Source organism: Streptomyces sp. NPDC051364, assembly GCF_040682115.1.
Taxonomy (GTDB): domain Bacteria; phylum Actinomycetota; class Actinomycetes; order Streptomycetales; family Streptomycetaceae; genus Streptomyces.
The window spans coordinates 1-22,181 of sequence record NZ_JBFBAH010000055.1 but is presented as its reverse complement, the minus strand read 5'-3'; the positions used below and the strand labels follow the sequence as shown (position 1 = coordinate 22,181).

At 68.0% G+C, this 22,181-nt stretch carries 16 protein-coding genes and 1 pseudogene; 7 read left to right on the top strand and 10 right to left on the bottom strand.

Annotated elements, in window-relative coordinates; genetic code table 11:
- Positions 1 to 230 precede the first annotated feature (230 nt).
- Positions 231 to 2,243, bottom strand: a complete 2,013-nt coding sequence (locus tag AB0M76_RS41850) for a helix-turn-helix domain-containing protein (protein ID WP_365958016.1) — start codon at positions 2,241 to 2,243, stop codon at positions 231 to 233.
- Between the two features lie 153 nt (positions 2,244 to 2,396).
- Positions 2,397 to 2,699: a hypothetical protein gene (locus AB0M76_RS41845; protein ID WP_365958015.1), complete on the bottom strand. Its 303-nt coding sequence runs from the start codon at positions 2,697 to 2,699 to the stop codon at positions 2,397 to 2,399.
- 590 nt (positions 2,700 to 3,289) lie between these two features.
- Here AB0M76_RS41845 and AB0M76_RS41840 point away from each other — a divergent pair.
- Positions 3,290 to 4,015, top strand: a complete 726-nt coding sequence (locus AB0M76_RS41840; RefSeq protein WP_365958014.1) for an HNH endonuclease family protein — start codon at positions 3,290 to 3,292, stop codon at positions 4,013 to 4,015.
- Between the two features lie 119 nt (positions 4,016 to 4,134).
- On the top strand, positions 4,135 to 4,533 hold the full coding sequence (locus AB0M76_RS41835) for a hypothetical protein (RefSeq protein ID WP_365958013.1): 399 nt from the start codon (positions 4,135 to 4,137) through the stop codon (positions 4,531 to 4,533).
- A 109-nt stretch (positions 4,534 to 4,642) separates the two neighbouring features.
- Here AB0M76_RS41835 and AB0M76_RS41830 read toward each other — a convergent pair whose 3' ends face one another.
- The 5 genes from AB0M76_RS41830 to AB0M76_RS41810 all read right to left on the bottom strand — a co-directional run bounded on the left by AB0M76_RS41830 (position 4,643) and on the right by AB0M76_RS41810 (position 11,774).
- Positions 4,643 to 5,074, bottom strand: a complete 432-nt coding sequence (locus tag AB0M76_RS41830) for an ATP-binding protein (RefSeq protein WP_365958012.1) — start codon at positions 5,072 to 5,074, stop codon at positions 4,643 to 4,645.
- Positions 5,075 to 5,297: 223 nt separating this feature from the next.
- Positions 5,298 to 6,278 carry a TAXI family TRAP transporter solute-binding subunit gene (locus tag AB0M76_RS41825; protein WP_365958011.1) on the bottom strand — a complete coding sequence of 327 codons (981 nt, stop codon included), beginning with the start codon at positions 6,276 to 6,278 and terminating at the stop codon, positions 5,298 to 5,300.
- A 28-nt stretch (positions 6,279 to 6,306) separates the two neighbouring features.
- Entirely contained in the window at positions 6,307 to 8,376 is a 2,070-nt protein-coding gene (locus AB0M76_RS41820) for a TRAP transporter fused permease subunit (protein WP_365958010.1), read from the bottom strand.
- Between the two features lie 972 nt (positions 8,377 to 9,348).
- Complete coding sequence (locus tag AB0M76_RS41815) at positions 9,349 to 10,299, bottom strand: hypothetical protein (protein WP_365958009.1); 951 nt, start codon at positions 10,297 to 10,299, stop codon at positions 9,349 to 9,351.
- A gap of 11 nt (positions 10,300 to 10,310) precedes the next feature.
- Positions 10,311 to 11,774 (bottom strand): APC family permease, encoded by a 1,464-nt coding sequence (locus tag AB0M76_RS41810; RefSeq protein ID WP_365958008.1) that lies wholly within the window; start codon positions 11,772 to 11,774, stop codon positions 10,311 to 10,313.
- A gap of 942 nt (positions 11,775 to 12,716) precedes the next feature.
- Between AB0M76_RS41810 and AB0M76_RS41805 the strand changes: the two are divergent.
- Positions 12,717 to 12,910, top strand: a pseudogene (locus tag AB0M76_RS41805) (CBS domain-containing protein); the annotation flags it as partial.
- Between the two features lie 212 nt (positions 12,911 to 13,122).
- On the opposite strand, the gene AB0M76_RS41800 reads toward AB0M76_RS41805, so the two are convergent.
- Positions 13,123 to 14,328 (bottom strand): RICIN domain-containing protein, encoded by a 1,206-nt coding sequence (locus AB0M76_RS41800; RefSeq protein ID WP_365958007.1) that lies wholly within the window; start codon positions 14,326 to 14,328, stop codon positions 13,123 to 13,125.
- Positions 14,329 to 14,525: 197 nt separating this feature from the next.
- The gene (locus AB0M76_RS41795) at positions 14,526 to 17,402 is read right to left on the bottom strand and encodes an AAA family ATPase (protein WP_365958006.1); all 2,877 of its coding nucleotides are present in this window, start codon (positions 17,400 to 17,402) and stop codon (positions 14,526 to 14,528) included.
- A 1,080-nt stretch (positions 17,403 to 18,482) separates the two neighbouring features.
- On the opposite strand from AB0M76_RS41795, the gene AB0M76_RS41790 reads away from it, so the two are divergent.
- Together AB0M76_RS41790 and AB0M76_RS41785 are read left to right on the top strand one after the other, a co-directional pair.
- Complete coding sequence (locus tag AB0M76_RS41790; RefSeq protein WP_365958005.1) at positions 18,483 to 19,688, top strand: ISAs1 family transposase; 1,206 nt, start codon at positions 18,483 to 18,485, stop codon at positions 19,686 to 19,688.
- A 27-nt stretch (positions 19,689 to 19,715) separates the two neighbouring features.
- Positions 19,716 to 19,865, top strand: a complete 150-nt coding sequence (locus AB0M76_RS41785; protein WP_365958004.1) for a hypothetical protein — start codon at positions 19,716 to 19,718, stop codon at positions 19,863 to 19,865.
- A 15-nt stretch (positions 19,866 to 19,880) separates the two neighbouring features.
- Here the strand turns inward: AB0M76_RS41785 and AB0M76_RS41780 are convergent, their stop codons facing one another.
- Complete coding sequence (locus AB0M76_RS41780) at positions 19,881 to 20,465, bottom strand: GNAT family N-acetyltransferase (protein ID WP_365958003.1); 585 nt, start codon at positions 20,463 to 20,465, stop codon at positions 19,881 to 19,883.
- A 395-nt stretch (positions 20,466 to 20,860) separates the two neighbouring features.
- On the opposite strand from AB0M76_RS41780, the gene AB0M76_RS41775 reads away from it, so the two are divergent.
- Positions 20,861 to 21,262 (top strand): hypothetical protein, encoded by a 402-nt coding sequence (locus tag AB0M76_RS41775; RefSeq protein WP_365958002.1) that lies wholly within the window; start codon positions 20,861 to 20,863, stop codon positions 21,260 to 21,262.
- A gap of 298 nt (positions 21,263 to 21,560) precedes the next feature.
- A complete protein-coding gene (locus AB0M76_RS41770) occupies positions 21,561 to 22,046 on the top strand; it encodes a hypothetical protein (protein WP_365958001.1) in 486 nt (161 codons plus the stop codon).
- Positions 22,047 to 22,181 lie beyond the last annotated feature (135 nt).

Below are 22,181 nucleotides of genomic sequence, written 5' to 3'. Positions count from 1 at the left end.
AGCTATCTCGCCGGCCTGCACCTTCGCGCCTCCATGATCTGGATCAAGGACCTCACACGAACCGCCCCTTGATCACAACCAGATACACGCCCTAGCCGTGTGGAGCCGGGCCGGCCGTCAGGCGAGCCGCGAGCCGATCCGGAACGGCATCTCGCCCTACGGCTGTTCGAGAGAGTGAAGCGTGGAAGGTCCTCGTTCCGGGGCCACCCTGTGACTGGTGGGGCATGAGGTCATCCCGGGTATGCGCGGGCGGTCTGGGCTGTGTGTGGGGATCGGGCGCTGGTGACGAGGGCGAGCCTGAGAGACAGGGCCATGGCTGTCGAGCGGTCCCTGATGGCGGTAGTGGCGTGGTTGAGGCGCCGCCGTTCGGTGGCCGGCACGGCCACGGCGATGCAGGAGGGCCGGCCGGGCAGTATCAGGGGGCTGGCCGCGCAGACCTCGCGCTCGGAGTACTCCTTGAAGTCGTACTGGAGTGGGGAAAGATCGAATGAGCGGAAGAGGTCGTCCGGGTTGGTGATCGTTTGGCCGGTCAGTTTCATGGGCTGGTAGCGGTGGTCGAGGCGGGCATCGCGGCCGAGTTGCGCGAGGTTGGCCTTGCCCAGGGCGCTGGCGTGAGCGGACTCGCGGAAGTCGACGTGCTGGTACACGGTGGGGATGCCGGGCTGAGCGGCTTCGTGGGAGACCTGGATGTCGCCGTCGACGTAGGCGCCGATGTAGATCGCGCCCTGGGTCTGCTGGCTGAGATGTTCCAGGAACTCCTGCACCATGTTGCGGCCTTCGGTGATGGCGTGGAGGACCGGGCCGGGCGTGTGGCCGCCGTCTTTGCCGGAGGTGATGAAGTGGTGTTCGCGAAGCCATGAGAGGACCTCGGCGGCCTGGCGGGTCGGCAGGCCGCTGGAGCGGGCGAGGGAGGCGAGGCCGACCGGCGTGTTGGCGCTCTTGAGACCTTCCAGGATGTCCAGGCGCCGCAGAACCGCATCGGTGTTCTGGTCGCTGCGGATTGTGCGGGATGCCCACGGGCCTCCTCTCCCGTGTGGACGGCGGGCAGCCGTCGGGCAGCCGGGGTTGGGCTGCTCCACGGGGCCGTGCACGGTGGCGGTGCCGTGGTCCGCCAGCGGCTCGGCGGCGGCTTCCGGGTACGGCTCGGCGCCCGGATACGGCCCGGTGTCCGCTGAGGAGATGAGGGCGGAGGCGACCTGCATCCGCTGCCACAGGGCGCGGACGTCGTCGGGCTGCCCACGCAGAGCCGTTGCCAGGGCGGCTACGAACGGCCAATCGGCCAGGTCCTGCTCAGGGCGGTCGGTTACCAAGGCGCGCGCCACCCGGTGGGGAGTGAGGAGCGGGTGCTGGAAGCAGATGTCGTCGGGGGCGGGGGAGGCAGCCGCGATCCACATGCCGCGCAGCGTGGCCTGCAGCGAGGCGGCGGCCTGCAGGAAGTCTTCCGGGCCCGGCAGCGCCACAGGCGGGATACCGAGCGCCTTTTCCCACAGGGGCCGCAGGTCGGCCGGGTCGGCCCGGCACAGTTGCGCGATCGCCTTGACCACTCTCCACTTCGGGTGTCGCTTGCCCAGCAAGATCAGCGAAAGCAGGGACGGGGACACGCCGGCCTCTCCAGCCAGCCACCGTTGGGTGCGTCCGGAAGCGCGGTGCAGGTGTGTGAGGGCCGTGGTGAGCTGGTAGGCGGGGTCACCGGGCAGGGCAGGGTTGGCGGACCCGCCGTCTCCCTTTAACGCGTTGGGAGCGGAGGTGGGGCGCGGAGCACGCGGCCGCGGCGGTCGGGGCCCGGGTGCCGAGCCGCGCTCGGCCCGCCAGAGCAGGACCTTGGCGACCTGCTCGTCGCTGAACCTGGCCCGTGCGGTCGAGGTGGACACCGACAGCACATCGCCGATGTCCGCCCACGCGGCCCCGTACTCGGCTGCCTGCCGGACAGCTACCGCCTTGAGATCAGCGATGTCCCGTTCCAGCCGCATGACCTCCTCGACCAGCTCCAACGGACGAGCCGGCGCCGGAAGCTGGCTGTACTGGAAGGCGGCGTTCGACCTGGCCGAGACCGACTTCGCGATCCGTACGACGTCTTCATCGTGTTTCTGCGAGTAGCAGAGCACCGCCTTCTGCCGTGCCCGATAGGCGGCGGTACGGCATTCCGTGCCGCAGTACTCTGGGGGCCGGCCTGTCGGCTTCGGACGGTCGAACTTGTTCTTGCAGTGCGCGCAGATGATCTTCGGCGCAGCCTTCTGCGACATACGATTCCCTAACGGACATATCGGGGTAGCGAATTGTGTGTCACGCCACCCCAGTTTCTCTGCAGCGGCCGCCTAAGGCGCCAGGCCCCTGGGGGAGGAAGAAATAGTCCACTCGTCACGGCAAGGCCGTGACGAGTGGACCAGCTGGCAGCCTCAGGCTGCGGTTCCCGGCGTCAGACTCGGAGCGGTCCAGAGCTGAATGCGCCGCACTGACCAGGCCGAACGCCGCGCGTAGGCCAGCAGAACAGGCAGGATCACGAGCAGGGACGGAGCCTGCTCGGGGGCGAGAACGAGAGTCACGCCCACGAAGAGAACAGCCAGAAACGGCATTAACTGCACGTTGACACATTTGTCGACGGCCCCGGAGGACTGGGCCACCCCGTGAGTGGGCATGCTACGGTCGAAACCGCTGCTCAGGGCCATGATGCGCTCAGCAGAACCTCGGATGGCGGACATTGTGCTCCCTTGTTCGAGACGGTGAGAGGAGAGCCCCTGTTCTTGGTTGACGGCCGGGCAGGGGCCTCCGACTTCGAGACATTAATCGGTCAGAAGACGGCCGAAGCCTGGTCAACGCGAGAAACCAGCAGGTGCCGCAAGCTGGGCTGATAAAGCACCAAGCTGAACATACAAAATGCTCAGAATTGATCAAATTCTCGATTCAGGACCACGCAGACCACCACTGACCCGCTGGGCTGGGAGCGAGAGCCCGCCGCCACCATCCGGCCGCTCACCTCAACTTCTCCCGGGCTGCCGACTGGTGGCGCGGCCGAGGCCGCCCCGCGGCCCCCTGTGGCTCGCCGCCCTCCCGTTCTCGTGACCATCCGCATCCCGGCCTCGGCGGGTGCTTCCCGAAGTCATGAAGAACAGAGAGCCCGGTACACGTTGTCGGACGTCCGGACGGACACCGCGCGCACCCGGTGCCGCTGGCGAGCGCGGCAACCGCGTGGCCAGCGTGATCGTTTCCGCGGTGAATCCGGCCACCCACACGGGTGAGTTGGCTGCTGACGCCCTGTCGCAGACCAGGCATGCCGCGCTACACCCACATCGTGATCAAGAACCTGATGCTGCGCGGCCTGCCCGCGCTCACCCTCGCCGCCCTGCCCCTGCTCACCACCGCCCCCGCCTCCCACGCCGCAGACTTGCGGCCGGCCCCGGCCGCCTCTTCACCCGCCGCACCCGGAGCGCCAGGAGTGCGGGCGCCGTTGTCGCTGTTCGACGCGATCGACCAGCTGACCGTGGCGGAGGAGCACCGGGAGGGCTATAAGCGGGACCTGTACAAGCACTGGAACAAGGGCCTGGTCGCCTCGGATGGGTGTGACACCCGCAAGGAGGTCATCCTTGCCGAGGCGCTCGAGGCTCCGCAGGTTGCGGCGGGCTGCAAGCTGACGGGCGGGGTGTGGCGCAGTGCGTACGACGATGTGGTCGTCACGGACGCCGCCCGCCTGGACGTCGACCATTTCGTGCCGCTCGCAGAGGTGTACGACTCGGAGCGGACACCGTGGGATGCGGCGCGGCGTGAGGCGTACGCGAACGACCAGAACAGCCCGGACACTTTGATCGCGGTCTCCGCAGCCTCCAACCGGTCCAAGGCGGACAAAGATCCGGCGCAGTGGATGCCGACGGACGGCTCGTACCACTGCACCTACGCCGCCACTTGGGTCGGTACGAAGCTGCGCTGGGACCTGGCCGTCGACGAGGCTGAGCGCCAGGCCCTGCTCGGCCTCGCTGAGGACTGCCCCACGACGACCGTCGTTTACGAGCCCGCGGCCTGATTGGGCCGCCGATCGGCTCTCCGGGCGCGACATTGGAGGGGGTATCGGTGCCCCGCATGGCCCGTCGCCCGCCCGGCCCGGCAGCCGCTACGGCTACCACCACGAGAGGGAAGAGCATCATGTCTGACGGGTTCACGGAAGACCCCAGCAAGGACAGCAAGCCAAACCTGATGAAGGAGTCGATCAAGTTCTATCCGACGGAACCGGGTGGCAAAAGGTACAGCCGCTTCGACTACGAGGTCGCGGCCTACGGCGGGAGGCTGCAAGGCCCCAACGGGGAGTCCCGTGAAGTGTGGCTCTACGGCGACTCGGATCCCGATGACCCCGTGAGCAGCACAGCGCGGCGCCCAATAAGCCAGCAGACAGAAGCCGCCCATCCGGCAAAGGCCTCGCAAGCCCCGCTATGGGCAGCCGGACAGAAAAGGCCCGCAGTGATCGCCGACGGCGTGACGGGAGTACCGGCCTGGCCATCCCACACCGTCACGAGCCGGCCGGGCCGGGCGCCTGGAAAAACCTGACAGGTGCGACCCGCCATGCTGGGCATCGCCCGACCGCAACGCCTTGTCCTCCCGTGATGGCGAGACCGCCTGTGAGCGGGCCGCTGCGAGGGATGTGGAGGGGCAGTGCTCAGGGATGGTCTTGGTCGACTTCGTCATTCGGCGCTGGGAGTTTCATCTCGAACCAGACGGTCTTGCCTGCGGTGGTGGGTGAGCAGCCCCAGGCGGTTGCCAGCGTGGCGATCAATATCAGACCCCGGCCGTGCTCTGAGTCAGGCCGGTAGGGCTGTGCCACGGGCAGCCGAGAGCCCGGGTCGGTCACCTCCACTCTCAGGCGGTCGCCCGCCCATCGCAGCATCACCGTTCCAGGGGCGGCGCTGTGCTCTACCGCATTGGCTATGAGTTCACCCAACATCAGTGTGAGGTCGTGGTGTGCTTCGTCGCTGAGGGGCAGACACCAGCTGCGGATTTCCGTCAGGATGCGATGCCCTGCTGACGGCACCGCATGGTCGGTGCTGCCCAGAATGAAGCGGGTTTCCCGCGAGGGGCGTGGGCGGTTCATCGGTAAGTGCTCTCGAAGAGGGGCGAGCCTGCCGGGGTGCACTGCGGTCCGGGCGACTGATGGAGTCGGGGAGGGGCACATCAGCGTGCTGTGCGGCCCGCGGGCCGCAGGGCGGAGGCAGCGTTCATCTCGATGTGGACAGATGCCCCCGGAAGCCGGGGCGAGAAAAGGGGTGTCGGGCCGTCCGGATACTGGGTCCGGACGGCCCTGCAGTTCGGTTGGCTCAGGGTTTTGCGGCCAGTGCTTTCAGTGCCTTCTCGGCGCCCGGATTGAGGGGAACCGGCGTGGTCTGGCCGGCGGTGGCGGCGTTGATCTCCGCCGCGGCCTGGTTGACGGTCACCAGTGCGCCCTTCTCGTTGTGGATGAGGTTCACGATTTTCGCGGCGAGGTCGGCGTCGAATCCCTTCTTCACCAGCAGCACATTGGCCACCACGATCGTGGGGACGCTGCCGGGTTGCTGATACACGGCGGCCGGGATACTGCCCTGCTGGTAGATGCCGCCGTAATCTTTGTTGAGTGCGGGCAGTTGCGCGGTGACGTCCAGGAACCGCACCTTCTCCTTGAGCGTGGTGGTGAGGTCGGTGATCCCGCCGCTGGGCAGGCCACCCGACCAGAAGAGCGCGTCGATGGTGCTGTCCTTCATGGCGTCCACGGTCTCGGGCAGGCCGAGGCGCTGCGTCTGTACGTCGCTGTCGGGGTTGAGACCTGCGGCGTTCAACAGTCGGCGGGCGATCACTTCGGTGCCGGAGTTGGGCGAGCCGGTGGAGACCCGCTTGCCTTTCATGTCTGCGAGTGAAGTGATGCCGGAGTCCGCACGGACCAGGACCTGGGTGTAGTTCGGGTAGAGCCGGGTGAGGGCTTCTACCTGCTGCGGCTCGGAGAACGAGCCCTTGCCGTCGACGGCGTCGCCTGCGGTGTCGAGCAGGGAGAACGCAAGGTCGTAGGTGCCTTCTGTGAGGCCCTGGATATTCTGGACGGAGGCGCCGGTGGCGGTAGCGGTGGCGCGGTAGCCGTCGATGTTGTCGGAGATCAGCTTCGCGAGGCCGCCTCCGAGCTGGTAGTAGACACCGGTGGTGTTGCCGGTGGCGATGGTGAGCCGGCCGCCGGCGCTGTCGGCGGCATCCGGGCCGGTCTGCTTCCCGCCGCAGGCGGTGGCGGCCAGAATGATAACCAGAGCGGCCACTGCGAAGCGGGCGCTGCGCATTCGGTGTTTCATGAGCGGCTGTGTCCTTTCACGAGCTTGACCTGGTCGCGGCACTCTCGGGGGAGAGTCGTCGGGAACGGTGGCGGCGGCGCAACAGGTGGATGCCGGCCGCTACGGCGAGCACGGCGGAACCTGCGGTGATCGAGGCGGGTTCGAGGTAGAGCAGGAGCAGGGCGGCTGCGGCGCACAGTGCGCGCTCCAGCGGACCGGCCGGCCCCATCAGCCAGCCTCCGGTGGCTGCGGCGAGCGCGGCGACCGCGAGCGCGGAGACGGCTGTGGTCCACGCGATGCCCCACAGGCTTCCCTGGCCGAGGAGCTGGGCCCCGTTGTCGGTCAGGACGAACGCGAAGGGCACGAGGAACGCGGGCAGGGAGTACTTCCACGTTGCCGTCATCGTGCGCATCGGGTCGCCGCCGGTGATGGCGGCGGCGGCTGCCGCCGCCAGCGCTGTGGGCGGGCTGACTTCGGACAGGACGGCGTAGTAGAAGATGAACATGTAGGCCTCGTGGGTGGCCACCCCCATCGAGATCATGGCCGGAGCGATGATCACTGCGGCGATGATGAACGAGGCGGTGACCGGGACGGCGAGTCCCAGGACGGACACCGCGACCGCCGCGAAGAGCACCGTGAGAACCAGTTCGACCGTGCCGCTGTCGCCGAGTACCCCGGCGGCATCGACGATGATCGCAGCCAGGTTGAGGCCGAGCCCGGTCTGTGTGACGACCGCGACGATGAGCCCGGCCGCGGTGCAGGTGGCAATCACCGGAAGCACCGACCGGCTGCCCTCAGCCAGCGCGGCGTACAGCCGCCGCGACGTCATCCGGTGCGCCGGATCCAGGAACGAGAGCCCGAACTGCAAGGCCGTCGCGTACACCACGGCCTTGAACGGAGGCAGGCCCACAGCCATGAAACCCACGATCATGAAGAGGGAGAGGAAGTGGTAGCCGAACCGGCCCAGAAGCTTCAGCGCCGATGCCTGCCCTACCTCGACGGCCTGGGCGCGGTGCTTGCGCGCGTCGATCTCCACCGCGAGGAGGATGCCCAGGTAGTACAGGAGCGTGGGCACCAGCGCGTACAGCAGGACAGTGAGGTAACTCTCCTTGAGGTACTCGGCGATGATGAAAGCCGCCGCCCCCAACGTGGGCGGGGACAAAATCGCGCCGATCCCGGCGGCGGCGAGGACTCCGCCGGCCTGCTCCTTCGGATAGCCCGCCCGGCGCAGCACAGGCCAGGCGACCGACCCCAAACTCACGGCCGTGGCCGTCCCCGATCCGGAGACCGTACCGAGCAGGAAGCCCGCGGCGGTCACGGTGCGGCCTGGAGCAGCGAGGGACCCGCGGAACGCCGCGAAGGACAGGTCGATGAAAAATTTCCCTGCCCCGGAGTAGTCGAGGACCGCGCCGTAGATCGTGAACAGCAGGATGTAGGTGGCGGCCACGTTCAACGGCACGCCGTACACACCGTCGGTGCCCATGAACGCGTGCGCCGCGATCGCCTCCACGTTGAACCCGCCGTGCGCCAGCGACCAGTCGTACGGCAGCAGCCCGCCGTAGTAGGCGTACAGCAGGAACGCCGAGCAGAACGCGGGCAGGACCCAGCCGGTGGTACGCCGGCAGGCCTCCAGGACCAGCAGGATCACGGCGATACCGGCCGCGACGTCGAGGGAGGACGGAACCTGGCACCTCTCCAGGAACGCGTCGAACCCCAGAAGCGGATACAGGCAGACGACGAGCGCGGCGCCGGTCAGGAGCCAGTCGAACCAGCCCGGGTCATCCGCCGCGGATGCCCCTGCCGTGCCGGACCGGGGGCTGCGCCGCCACCAGAGCAACAGAGCCGGCAGACGCACCGTGCCACGATGCGTGAGGAAGATTAGCGGCAGCCCCGCGGCAAGGAAGATCGTCAGGTAGAACTGGCTTCCCTTCGCCAGCGGGAAGAAGATCGCGTACAGCGTGAACCCCGACAGGGCCACGCACACGCCGGCCACCACGGCAGATATCCGAGGCGAAAGCTTGCGGCCTGGCCGCTCCTGGTCGTACTCGGCCACCAGCTCATCGACCGTGGCCCGTGAAATATCAGATGGCGCCGATTGCAGACTCATGCCGACCACTCCTGGGATCCGGACGATCGCTTGACCCAGAAGGTGACAGCCGATACCCGTCGGCAACAGGGCAGACCCGAGGGATTAACACAGACTTAGGGTGGAGTGCGCCGGGGTCACCTGAGCGGCCCTCGCCGCCACCGCGGCCCTCGCCCCGCATGCCCATGACCGGGAAGCGTCGTGCGTCGGGGTTGCCCGGCTCTCACTGAGTCCTGGTCCGCCGCAGCATCGGCGGTCGCGGCGAGATCTATGAACGGTCCCGAAACCGGTACTCGGTCCGGTCGCGGTGCGAAAGGCCCGACGACTACGCGGGGAGTGCCGCACGCCCGTGGCCCGCAGCTGTGGGGGTTCCATCGCCGACCTCGAGTTGTGCCGCACATGCTTCTCCCCAGGAGGGGAGTATGAGCGGGGAGCGGGGAGCGGGGAGCGGGGAGCGGGGAGAAGGCGGTCATACAGACCGGGTGAGAAGGTGTTGCCGGTGAGGATCGTGCCCAGCGAGCCGGCGCCGAGGGCGGGCCGCAAGGACACCGCGACCCCGCCCGAGGCAGGGCAGACGGTGATCGTCCGGGCGTCCTTCACGATCAGCGGCTCGTCGCGGTCCTCCGTAAGCCCAGCGGCTCTGTCCTCTATGGCACAGGGTGCATGCGATGGAGGGCACGAAGCGACATGCTCATCCGGTGGCACCCAATGGATCGCGGCGACAACTCGACGGGCAGGGGCGGACTGGCTGGTCGCGCTCGACTCCACGATCGTGTGCGACCACCAGCACACCGCCGCCAAAGGGGGCTCGACGAGCGGGGGCTGGGACGCTCCCGCGGCAGACTGACAGCAGGATTCACCTCGCGTGCAACGGCCGGGTCGGGCGGCTTCTGATCGGTTCGAAGCTGCCACCCCAGCAGAGCACGAGGCCTGGGCGTGTCTCGCCGCACGGCTTCCGGGCACGACACACTGTTCAGAATTGCGGGTCAACGATCAGGTTGAGCGTATGACAGTGCGGTGCCACTTGGTGATGACGGTCGCGGGGTCGCCGAAGTAGGACCAGGGCGCTGCGGTTGCCTGGCCGTTGAGTAGTTTGAAGAGGTACGCGGCTTCGGGGTACAGTCCGCCGGCGCACGTCGCGTGCAGCAAGTGGTTGAAGTCGGCGACGTCCTGCGCCCGGTAGACGCCGTCCCAGTTGACGACCCAATGATCCCAGGTGTGACGGGTGTCGGCGAGTGCTACGTCGGTACTCCAATGCCGACGTAGGAAGAGTGCCATGTCACCCTCACGCTCAAGGCGGTAGCGGTACTCCTCCAGCCGCGCGACCTGCAGGAGTACGGCGAGTGGCGAGCCCGGCGGAGTGCTGTCCACCACGTCCCGGGCGAAGTCGTACATGGTCCCGTGCGAGCCGTGCCAGCGAGCGGACACGTGGCGCAGCGCCTGGTTGTGTGCTTCCCGGTTGTCCCGGTGCCGGGATACCAGCTCCTTCCACCAGCGGTTGAACTGGCGGTGCCCACCCGGGTAGAGCCGGGCGATGGTGAGGAGTGATACCCAGGGCACAGGGTCGTGGGGATGTGCGTCGGCTGCACGGAGGCAGGTCCGTACGGCCATGTCCAGCCGGTCCTGGCCGACGGCGCCAGCGTCCCCCGCGGCCACGGCGAGGTTGAAGCAGCGCAGCACCTCTGTATCCGCGCGCAGCACCAGCGCGTCCGGATCACCCGGCCGGGCGGTGTACCACTCCTCGGCGATGGTCGTGCCGGCCGTGGACTGGGCGAGCAGGCGCACCCGGTGGGTGCGGCGGTCCCAGTCGCGCCCGGTGGAGTGGAGCAGCTCGGGAAGACCCTGCCACCGGCCGATGGCGATGTCTTGGCGCGCCTTCGCGAGGTCCCGGTCCCTGAGCGTCGGGTCGAATTCGGGAGTGAAGGGCTTGCTTCCCGGTGTCATGGCTGCGCCCCTCAGAAGTCCGTGGCTATGGTATCGCCGGCGGACGAGGCAGACACGGGTTCCAGGCCTTCGTACTCTTGCTTGATTCGCTCGGTCTTTGCGGCGTCGAGCCGATCCGGATGGTAGTAGGGGCTCTGCCGGTACACGAACATCGGCACCAGGCCCACGGCGAGACCGCCGATGCCGATCGCGATGGCGGTGGAGTCGAGTGCGCTCAGCGACTCGACGAAGACCCAGAACAGGAACAGCGCCCCGGTCAGCGGCCACAGCCCGCCGAAGATGAAGTTCGCCGGGGTCTTCAGCAGTACCTTTCGGTAGGCGACGACGACTGCGACTCCGGCCAACCCGTAGTAGACGGCGATCTGGAGTCCGATGGCGGCCACGGCGCTCTCCAGGATGTCGCCGACCGAGCCCAGTGCATTGGACGCCACGAAGAGGCCGAGGGCGACCGCACCGACAACCACCAGCGCGACCCAGGGTGTCTGGTAGCGGTGGTGAGAGGCGCCGAGCGCGGCCGGCACGGTGCGGTCGCGGCCCATTGCGAAGAGGGAGCGGGTCACCTGGATGAGGGTGGTCTCCAGGGTGGCGATGGTGGACAGCATGACGGCGACGATCAACAGGTTGCCGCCCCAGCCGGGCCAGACGCGCTCGCCGAGCAGGGCCAGGACGTTGGCGCTGTTGGCCTCGATCTCCTCGGCTGTGAGCAGCAGGTTCACAGAGATCGTGAAGACCTCGAACAGGACGAAGACGACGGCGAGGCCAATCAGGCCGGCCAGTCCCGATGTCTTGCGGCTGTTGCGTGTTTCCTCGCTGAGGTTGCTGGTGACGTCCCAGCCCCAGTAGTAGAACGCCGCGATCAACGCTCCGGCTGCGAAGCCCTGCACTCCGTCGAAGTGGCTGAAGCCCAGCCAGGACCAGGAGAACTGCGCAACCGCATTGTCATGGAACAAGGCCGCCACGGCGAAGGCGAGCAGGATGAGCAGCTCGATGCCGGACATGATCAGCTGGGCGTGGACCGTCAGTCGCGCTCCCTTAAGCACGACGACGAGCATCACCAGGAACCACATCGCGCCGACCACGGTCGCCAGCGCGGTGTTCTCGGCCAGGTCCGGGGCGAACAGGGACAGCGTCATGCTGCCGGCCGGCAGCGAGCCCGCGACCATGAAGATCGTGGCCGAGACCACCAGCGCCCAGCCGCTGAGGAAGCCGAGGGAGGGGTGGAGGGCACGGGCCACCCAGGAGTAGCTGGCGCCGGCGTTGATGTCGAGCTTGCCCAGGTAGTTGAACGCCCAGGCGATGCCGAACATGGGTATCGCGCAGTAGAGCAGCGAGGCAGGAGCGGCGAAACCGACCGTGCCGACGAGTACGGCTGTGGTCGCCGCCAGGGAGTAGGCGGGGGCACTGCCGGCTACCGCCATGACGATGCTGTCGGAAGTGCCCAGGACGTTTGCCTGCAGCCCTTTGTGCGTGCTCATGAGATTCTGCGGTGCCCTTCGGATACAGCTGCTGGTGGATGATGTCCCGGCAACGGAGCGCACAGCCAGTGGCACGGACAGCAAGGTGGCTGGTGCGTCGTGCGCGGCCAGGAATCTCACGATCAGCAGGCAGAGTTATGGACGGCTTGCCAGAAGGAGGTGCCCGCGTCGTGGCAGTGTGAGGTTTATAGTCAGCAACTCATCCACCGTGGCGGGCCGTGTCAGTCGTCGATCGAGAGCATCAGACATGAGTGGCAAATCGCGGCAGCGTTGCGCCCCGGGCTCGGGGCAATGCGGCAGCCAGCAGATGCGGGGCCACCACGGCAGATATCCGAGGCGAAGGCTTGCGACCTGGCCGGTCCTGGTCATATTCGGCCACCAGCTCATCGACCGCGGCCCGTGAAGCATCAGATGGCGCCGATTGCAGACTCATGCCGACCACTCCTGGGATCCGGACGATCACTTGACTCAGACGATGACAGCCGATATCCCGTCAGCAACAGGGCAGGTCCGAGGGATTAACACAAACTTAGGGTGGAGTGCGCCGGGGTCACCCGAGCGGCCATCGCCACCACCGCGGCCCTCGCCCCGCATGCCCATGACTGGGAAGCGTCGTACGTAAGCTGGCCGAGGACGACAACCTGGACGCTGTGTCCGATGACAGCGGACCTGGTCAAGGCGCAGGAGTGGCTGCAGTCCTGGACCGATGTGTCCGGCGTTGAGGGCATCGTGGTCAAGGCCAGACCTCAGGCGCCGGGACACCACCGAAGCGATCATCGGCGCGATCACCAGAACCCTGGTCCGGCCGCAGCTTCTTCTCCTGGCCGCCACAACTCGCACGGCCACCTCCACGCGATCGGCCGCACGGTGCCGCTGCGCCCCGAGGCGGCGCTTCTGGTCGGCGGGGACGTGTCCGCCGCCGACCCCGGGCACCCGTGGACGGGCCTGGCTCAGGGCGAGGCGGTCACCATCGGCGCCGACGACGATGCGCAGGAGATCCTGCAGACCATGAGCGAGCACAAGGTACGGCGCCTGCCCGCCATCGACGGCCACCGCCTGGTCGGTATGCCCAAGCCGATGTCGCCCGGCCCGACCCCCAGGTCGACGACCTCCTCCAAACGCTGTCCACCGACTGACCAAGCTCTGACCGCGTCAGCGTGTCTGGCACGAGGCCGACGTGCCAGACCTGGGACGGCCGGGAGCGTGAGCGTCGCTTTGCCGGAGCGGGCACTACTTACCCGGGCCGCTCCGCTCCGGCCCCCGGGCAGCGCCGCGAGGTGAGCCGGGCCGCTCTCCTAGGTCGGGTGGTGTGATGGGGGGCCAGCCGAGGAGGCGGGCCCCCCATGGGTCAATCGCGAACAGGGAAGGGGAGATTGTCCTTGCAGATCTTGACGGTGCTGTCGGAGGTGCAGGGAATCTGCAGGCTCTTGAGACCGTCGGTTCCCTCGGGGACGGCCACGTTGGCGGTTCCCTCTCCGCTCCACTTCGTCCCGAGGTCGTTCACGACGGTCCAGGTGCCGACTACGCGCTTCGTCACTCCGGCGCCCATGATCCAGCCGACCTCTCCGGGCTTGATGCGCATGGTGACGAAGCCGCCCTCCGTCTTGCTGGTCGTGTCGGTTTTCGACCAGTTGAACGCGACCGCCACAGACGCGGAGACGGTGACCTCGAGCGGTCCCGCCTCCTTGACGGCCATCCCTACGGTGGCGGTGACCGATCCGCCCGTGGTGTAGCTGCTGGAGGTGGTCTGATTCCAGTTGATCTGCTTGTCCACCGCGTCGGTCGTTCCGTTGTACACCGGTGGGCCGACCGTCACGTCCTTGAACTGAGTGCGCTCTGCGGCGCTGCTCTTGCCCTCATCGACCTTGTAGGTGGCGGAGGTGATGACGGCCGAGCCGGCGTCTCGCTGTGTCAGTGCGTACCGGGTGGCCAGGGCCTTGAGCTTGCTGTCCGTGCCGTGCGGGTCCTGGTCGGTGATGATCCATGCCTGGTTGTCGTACCGGTTCTTGCAGTCCCAGAGCCCGACCGGGCTTCCGTCGCCGGTGTGGCTGCCGTAGACGTCCATGCACTTGTTGTTGCTGACGTTGCGCAGGATGTAGCGGGGCCAGGGTCCGTTGACGTCGGAGGGCTGGAGGTACCAGTTCTGCTTGCGGTTGGTGGCGTCGCAGTAGACGGGCTCGACGAGGTGGCCGTTGTCGGTGTTGAAGTCGAGACACTTTTGCGTCTTGTCGTTGCGGATGAGGAAGCTTCCGTCCTTGTTGGGAAGGAAGCTCCAGGACCCGGTCGTGGGGACCATGCGTATGACGGCTTCGGTGCCGTAGTCCGGGGAGTCTTTCGCCAGCTCCAGCTTCGGGTTGGAGAAGCCGTCGCCGGAACGGGCCTCCAGGTGCGACCTGAGAGCGAGCCCCGAGAGGGCTGACAGGCCGCCGGGGGTGTCCGCGTGCGCGGTCCCGGCGGTGAGCGGGGACAGGACGGTGACGGCGGAGGCGATCGACATCGCCAGCACAGCGGTGCTTACACGCGGCGCCTGCCGGCGCGCGGGGGCAAGGATCATGGGGGGTTCCGTTTCACGTTTCAGTTGCTGATGCCCGTCCGACAGCGCCCGCCGCCGCGCCCGGACCCGGCGAGCCGGGGGACGACGCGAGGGAGGATGGGGAGGCTGCTGTGAACGGGTGCCAACGTAAGGCCGCTGAAAGGGTGGAGACCTCCGCCAACTGACGTACGGTTCAAGGACACTGTCGGATGAAAGGCTCACCCGGGCCCGGGTGGCTGCGGCGCGGATCCGTTGCGGCGGATCACCTCGGTGGCCAGTTCCACTCGCGAGGTCATGCCGAGCTTGCGCAGGATGTTGGAGACGTGCGTGCTGACGGTGCGGCGTGAGATGCACATGCGTGTGGCGGTCTCGGGGTTGGAGTGCCCGTCGGCGACGTGGCCGGCGACGATACGCTCGGTGGCGGTCAGCGCCTCCCATCCCAGGCGACCGCTGTTGCGTGGTCCGCGCGTGCCGCGGCTGACGGAGACGGCCCGAAGGCGGGAGGTGGCGCGCGCCGCGTCCCAGGCGGCTTCCAGGCGCCCGTAGATGACCAGGGCTTGGTCGAGCAGGACGCGGGCATCACAGAGCTGCCCGCGCATGGCCAGCATCTCGGCCGCGTCGGTGTAGGCGTGTGCCTCGCTCAGCGGCCGGGGGGCCTCGCGATAGTGACGGGCTGCTTGCAGCAGCAGCTCCGGATCCCGGGCGATGAGTCCCTGGCATCGGCAGGCGTCCCCCAGGTGGTACGGCGCGCCGCTGTGTTCGGCCCGTGACCGGGCCGCCTGCGCATAGCGCTGGGCGCCGAGCCTGTCACCCTGCCCCACGGCCAGTCGCACCAGATCGGGTGTCAGGAAACAGAGGATCAGCTCACCGGGCAGATGCCCGATACCGCTGTCGAAGGAGTGCGCGAGCCGGCTGTAGGCGCGTTCCGGATGCCCTTGCGCCTCATCCATCAGCGCCTCGGCACACAAGAGTACGTATTCGTAGAACCAGGCGACCGTCCCGCTGTCCTGCGCCGCCGACGCCTGGGCCAGGTGGGCCTCTGCGTCGGCGCGCCGGCCCTGATGGACTGCTATCAGAGTAGCCAGGGCCCGCAAGGCCCGACTCATCGCGAAGTGGATGCCGGGATCGAGCCCGGCCTCAATCTCCGCGATCGCGTCCTGCCAACGGCCACCGTGGAACGCCAACAACGCGCAGGACAGGTGGTACCAGGGCAGGAACACGCCCCCCAGGGGCTCCGCTCTTTCACGCACGCCAGCCAGAGTGCGCTCGCCGTCGCTGATCAGATCAAGATCCATGTAGCAGTTGGCCAGAGCGAGCTGCAATCCGAGCCACTGCGCCGGGTGGATCGTTTCGGGAGTCAGACGCGAAGCCTGCCGCGCGAGCTCCAGTGCTTCGAAGTCAGGAGCCTCGATGAAACGCTTGGCAGCCAGGACCTGGAGGGCATAGGCCAGAGCCGTCCCGTCGTCCCGCTCCGCTGCCGTGCGCCGGACGCCGGCTGCGACAGCGCCCGCCTCGGCCAGCTGCCCGAGGGCGAAAAGACATACCGCGCCAAAGGCATGGAACCGAACCGCATCGAGCGGGGACACTCCCGCCCTCCTGCATGCCGCCCGGGTCTCCGCCAGCGCCACATCGGGCCGGCCACGCGCGAACGCGGCCTGAACGAGGATCCAGCGCAACACGAACTCCAGACCCCCCTCGCCCACTCTCGCCAGCGCGATACGGGCGCTCTCCTCTGCCTCAGCCAGAAGACCGGACGACAGCTGCGCCACGACATGATGCAGCCGCAACTCGTCGTAGCGCGGATCAGCGGGATCAGCGACATCCAGTGCCGCGCCCAGCAGCCGCAACGCCAGCGCGGGCGCACGGGCCGTGAGCTGCACTGCGGACCGCAGTAGCCAGGGGACCAGCAACCCCCCGTCCGTGGGTGCCGCCTCCAGCAGATGCACGGCGACTCGCTCGGGCACTGCCCCAGCACTCATGAGAGCGTGCGCCGCCCGGATATGGAGCATCGAGCGGACTGAACCCGGAACGGCGTCATACAGAGCCTGCCGCACCAGGTCATGGCGGAACACGATGCTCCGGCCGGTGTCAGCCAGAACACCGGCCGCCTCAGCATCAGCGATGCTGGTGAGCAGGACATGCGTGGGCCCGCCCAGTACCGCAGCCAGATCGCCCACAGTGCAGCCGGCGCCCAGGACCGACGCCACACGCAGCACCTGCAGTACCTCATCACGCAGATACGCCAGCCGGTGCGTGATCAGCATGGTCAGCGGCGGAGCGGGGCAATCGGCCGCGACCTCCGCACTACCCCTGCGTGTGGAGATCGCCCCTTCCCGCTGCAGGGCAGCGATCAGCTCACCCACGTACAGCGGGTTTCCCGCCGCCCCCTCGCACAGGCGAAGAAGCCGCGGACCAGGCCGGCCTCCGCACACGCCGGCCACCAACAACGACACCGCCGACGCGTCCAGCGGACCCAGCTCCAGCACCGCGTGATCGCCCGCCCCCAACCCCCCGCCGAGCAGACCGACCCCGACAACCCTGGGAACCGGCCTGAACGCCCCGATGATAAGCAGCGGCAGCTGGCCCACCGACCACACCAGACGCCGCAATACGCACAGACTCGCAGGATCGGCCCACTGCAGATCATCAAGGAACAGCGCCAGAGGCCCCTGCGCACACATCTCCTCGACCAAAACGATCATGGCTTCCACGGTGGCGAAATCCACGCTCCCCGGCGCACCCGGCAGCCCGTACCGCGCCTCACCACGCAGCACATCGCCAGCCCGCGCCTGCAACACGTCCACCGGGGCATCACTCACCCCCAGACAAGCCGAGATCAAAGAGAACGGGCGAGCCCTGTCCAACTCGTGCGCCAGCCCCCACACCACCTTGACACCCGCGTTCTCAGCGCCCGCCGCTGCGCACCGTAGTAACGCGGTCTTGCCCAGCCCCGCCTCGCCGACGATGAACGCTGCCTGTCCCGATCCACCCGCCGCAGCCGCCGCCAAAGCCGCCAGCTTCGCCTCTTCGGCATCGCGTCCCACCAGGCGATGCCCCAACAATTCCACGACCGTTTCTCCCCGTGTCAGTGCCATACCAGCTTGGCGCAGTCCTTTTTCCGGAACAGCCGTCGACAGGGGATCCCGTACCGGCTCCCGAGAGACGAAATGCCCTAGCCGAGAGCCACCCTCGCAGCGACGACAGCCTGCCCCGCGCGCGGGGAGCGAGGATCAGCGTGCACCTGCCGCCGCCCGCCACCGGACCACCCGCCTTCGCAGCATGCCCGCCAGACCGCGCAGGCGATACCGGCCCCACGAAAGCAGACAATAGGCACGGGCCTGTGCCGATGAGGGCCCGACGGCCATTGCTTGAGCCCGATCTGAGGCTACCGGCGCACAACACTGCCGAGTTGGCCCCACTCCGCTACGCTCGGTAGCCGACGCCGCCTGCTCGACGCCATGAGTCAGCCCTCCAGGACCGCTCCGCCACCCGCCGAGCGAGTTGCCCCCAGGTCAACCCCGCCGGCCCAGGGTGCGGGAAGTTCCCACAACGGACCGCTCCCGGCTGCCGCTGGTCCGGCTGAGCCTCCGACCACTACCCGACGCTGCGCGAGCCGGGAACCGTCGCCGAGCCGATCGAGCACGTGTACGCCGACGCGCTGGGCGCTGCGGGCTTGGCCTACGCGAGGGCCCGCAGCTGCGGGGGAAGGCCCAGACCTGCCCTGCCCAGTGCCGGCGATCGGCTTCCGTGGAGCGGCGCAGTGCGCGCTCCTCTCCGCGTCCGGCCCACCCGATGACGTGGCAGTTCTGCGACATCGTCGGATGGGCCTGACCCGGCGTCGGCCATCACCACACACGTGGGGCCAGAACTGGAACCCGGGAACAGAAGCAGAGCCGAAGGGAGCTACTCACTCACCACGGTTCATAGTGAAGACGAAGCTCTCGGAGTTGTAGTAGTTGGGCAGGTGTGCAAGGTAGGAGCCCTCGTGGGGTGGATTCTTGTTCCACCAGTCCTCTGGACCCAGGGGCATTGCGTAGTCGAGATCGGTCCGGTTCGCCGGGTTCATGAGTGACGTGGCGTCATGTCCGGTGTGCGGCAAGGGGGCCCGGGCAGCGGAGCAGGCACGGTGCTGGTGATCATGTGCTTGTCGAGACCCGTGAGAACCGAGCGAGACCGTGCCTGCCCGAATATCACCGCCTATCCCTGCCGCGCTGGAGCAACTGGGCTCCCGCACTGCCGCCCTCGCCCCGAATGATGTCGTTGACCTACGCCGATTCCTGATCCTTGTAGCTGACCCGCGTGATAGGCGGGGGCGGAGGTATCCGGCGGTCGCGTTGCTGTGCGCGGCCGTCGCGGCGGTGCTGACCGGGGCCCGTTCACTCATCGCGATCAGTGAATGGATCACGGATGCCCCGCAGCAGGTGCTGGACGCCCTCGGCTTCGGTCTCGACCCGTTCACGGGGCTGCGGCCGGTACCGCACGCCGCCACCGTGCGGCGCCTGCTGCAACGGGTCGACGGTGACGCGCTAGACGCGGCGATCAGCGCATATCTGCAGGCCAGAGTGCTACCGCCACCCTCGCCCGAGGGGAAGCGGCCAGCGCGGCGGGTAATCGCGGTCGACGGCAAGGTAGTGCGCGGCTCGCGTACAAAGACCGCCACGGCGATCCATCTGCTGGCGGCGATGGAGCACCACGGCGTGGTCCTGGCCCAGCGGCAGGTCGCCTCCAAGAGCAACGAGATCCCCTCCTTCCAGCCCTTGCTGGACACCCTCCTCGACCTGGAGAACGTCGTGCTGACCACCGACGCCCTGCACACCCAGCATGATCACGGCACCTACGTGAGGAGCCGCGGTGCCCACTATTTGGCCGCCGTCAAGAAGAACCATCCCGGCCTGTACGGACAGGTCAGGAAGCTGCCCTGGAGGGACATTCCGCTTGGGCACCGCACTCGCGACCACGCGCACCACCGTGACGAGATCCGCCGGCTCAAGGTCGCCGTGTTCGTCCACATTGACTACCCCGGCGCCCGCCAGGCGATCCAAGTCGTGCGCTGGCGGCGCGAGATGAGCACCGGCAAGCTCACCATCGAACGCGTCTACCTGATCACCAGCCTGAGTGTCTTCGACGCCACCTGCACCGAGCTCGCAACCTGGATCAGGGGCCACTGGGGTATCGAAAACCTCCTGCACCACGTGCGCGACCGCACGTTCCGCGAGGACGATTCCAAGGTCCGCACCGGCACCCTGCCCCGCGCTATGGCCTCCCTGCGCAACCTCGTCATCAGCGTCTTCCGCCAGGACGGCCAGACCAACATCGCCGCCGCCCTACGCCGCACCGGTCGCGACTACCACCGGCCCCTACAAGCCCTCGGCCTCATCTGACGAGCCCGGAAAGATTTCGATCATGCAATGCCCCCTGCCCCTGACGGCCTTGTCCTCACCGTCGAACAGGTCGCCGACAGCATCCTGTTCGCCCTCACCAGCCCGTCGGCGTCGACATCAACCACATTCAGCTCCGGCCCACCAGCCGACGAACTGACCGGCCGGATCGTGCGCTGAGATGCCGCCCGCCCGCTACTTCAGGGAGAGCCACATGTCGACGCTCTCGATCCCCCGTTCGCGAAAGACTCCGGCCGGCTTGAATCCCGCCTTTTCGTAGGCGCGGATCGCCTGGGCGTTGGAGGTTCGGGTGCCGCCGAAGAGGATGACGTGCCGGCATCCGCGCTGCCGCAGGATGCCGAGCGCTCCCTTGAGCAGCTCGGTTCCGAGACCGTTGCCCTGCAAATGATCGGCGACGACGGGGGCGATGCGGCAGTCCGCGCCGTCCTCGATGGTCCACCCGAGATTCCGGTAACGCGCCTTCTCGCCCTCCGGGATTGCGAACTGGGCCAGCAGATACGCCACCACGCGATCGTCACGGGCATCCGCCAGCACGAAACGCAGGGCGGTCGGGTCGTCGAGAGCAGCACAGATCCGCCCCGCTTCGGTCCGGTCGAGCGGGTGTGGGCTGTAGCGCTCCCTGGTCTCCGCCGAGAGCGCTTCGAGGAATTCCCCGAAACTGGAGGCATCTCCGCTCTTCAGGGCACGCAGGGTGGCGACAGCACCATTGATCCCGGTGACCGGCCTCGCGAGGAACGGGTGCGCGGTGGATTCATCCATACCAGGCAGCGTAACCAACCTGTCCAGGGGAGGGGGAGGCTGTCGCGCAGCGCCCCGGTGTCGTGGCCAGCTCGCGAAATCAGGCCCCTGGTGCGGCGGTTGGCCAGCATGGGCTTGCGCAGACGCAGTAGCCGGTGCACCGTCGCCGCGCGTAAGCGGAGTACGACGCTCTGCCCCTGGCTCGGCACCACTGGTCGACGCCCTTGACTGCGATGCCCCTGGACCGGATGCCTGGTCCTCGTGGCCGTAGAGCCCGGATCTACCCGCTTGACGCGCTGGACCGCGCCGTCGGCCTCTTCCTTGAAACTCGCCTCTCGACGGCCGCCCATGACTACCACCGTCCCCTGTCAACCCTCGGCCTCACCTGGCAAATCCGGACAGAGCCCGATCATGCAATGCCCCTGGGATACAACCCCGGGCGGCCCAATACCTGGCGCAGCGAGCAGTCGGTGTTCGCCGCCGCCTGCGATGCGGTGGCCGCTGCGACGGTGAGGCGGGCGGAGCGTCGTCCCTCGCGGTTCACGCCGGAGCGCCGCCGGCGGTTCCTCGATTATCTGTGGTCCGGGATGGCGACGACGAAGGCCGCGGCCGAGGTCGGCATCACGACCGCGACGGTCTACCAGCGCCGCCGCCGCGATCCCGACTTCGCCGAAGCCATGGACCGGGCCACCGCCACCCGCAGCACACCGGAACCTGCCGGCGCTGCCACCGATACGCAGTGGACAGTGTTCGACGAGCACCTCGCCGTCCATGGAGTGCTCCGCCAGGCGGCTCTTGCCGCGGGGATCCGGCCCTAGACGGTTTATGACCGGTGCAGATCAGACACTGGCTTCGCGAAGCAGACCGACCAGCTTCGCCTTCGAGGCGAGTCGGCACTGTAGACGCAGTTGGCCTGGAGCGGGGACTTGGATGCCTCGGGTGGCTGCGCCGCGGTTTGGTGTGACTTGGTTGGTGGTGTCGAAGGTCGGCGTGCTGGCCCCATCCGGTCCTGCCGGGTGGCGGGCTGTTGCAGCCGGATCCAGTATCAAGATCAGAGGGAGCGCACCGTGTGCTCCCTCCTCGACTGTGGCTGGGCCACGGAGGAATGGGGTTGAGATGCGGTCTGCTCGTGTGCTGGGCAGGAGCCTTGCCATCGCCGCCAGCGCTGCGGTACTGGGCGGCATGGTTCCGGGAGTCGTCCCTGCGGGTACGGCGTTCGCCGCTGACGCGTGCGGACAGGCCTTCGCCGACTACGCCGGGACGTTCACCGGAACAGTGCTCCTGGGCAATGGCCCCGAGCAGCTCACCTACACCCTCACGTTCCCCCGGCCCGGCGTGTACGACATGAGGCTGGCGGTCTCGGGTGCCTCGGGTACGCACGAGGTGCAGGGCTCGGCGAAGATCCAGTCGACGCAGTCGGTCGGGAATCTGGTGCTGACGGTGCCGGTGTTCCGGGCGCAGGGCTCGGCCGAGTACATGGACGTCACGGCCCGGGACACGCAGTGTCAGGCGGGTATGGCGGGAACGATGCCCCCCACGGTGACGGCGTTCACGTTCACGGTGCCGGGGGGCCCGGACATCGTGATGATGCGGACCGCCTGAGCGAAGTGCCTGGGGCTGGCTCTGGACCCACGCCTAGGCCCAATGCCGTTGATTTATGGCGGTTGGATCACGATGGCGTCGTGTGAGGGCCGGGTGGGCTGGGGCCAGTCGCGGTGGCGGCTGGTCTTGGCCTTG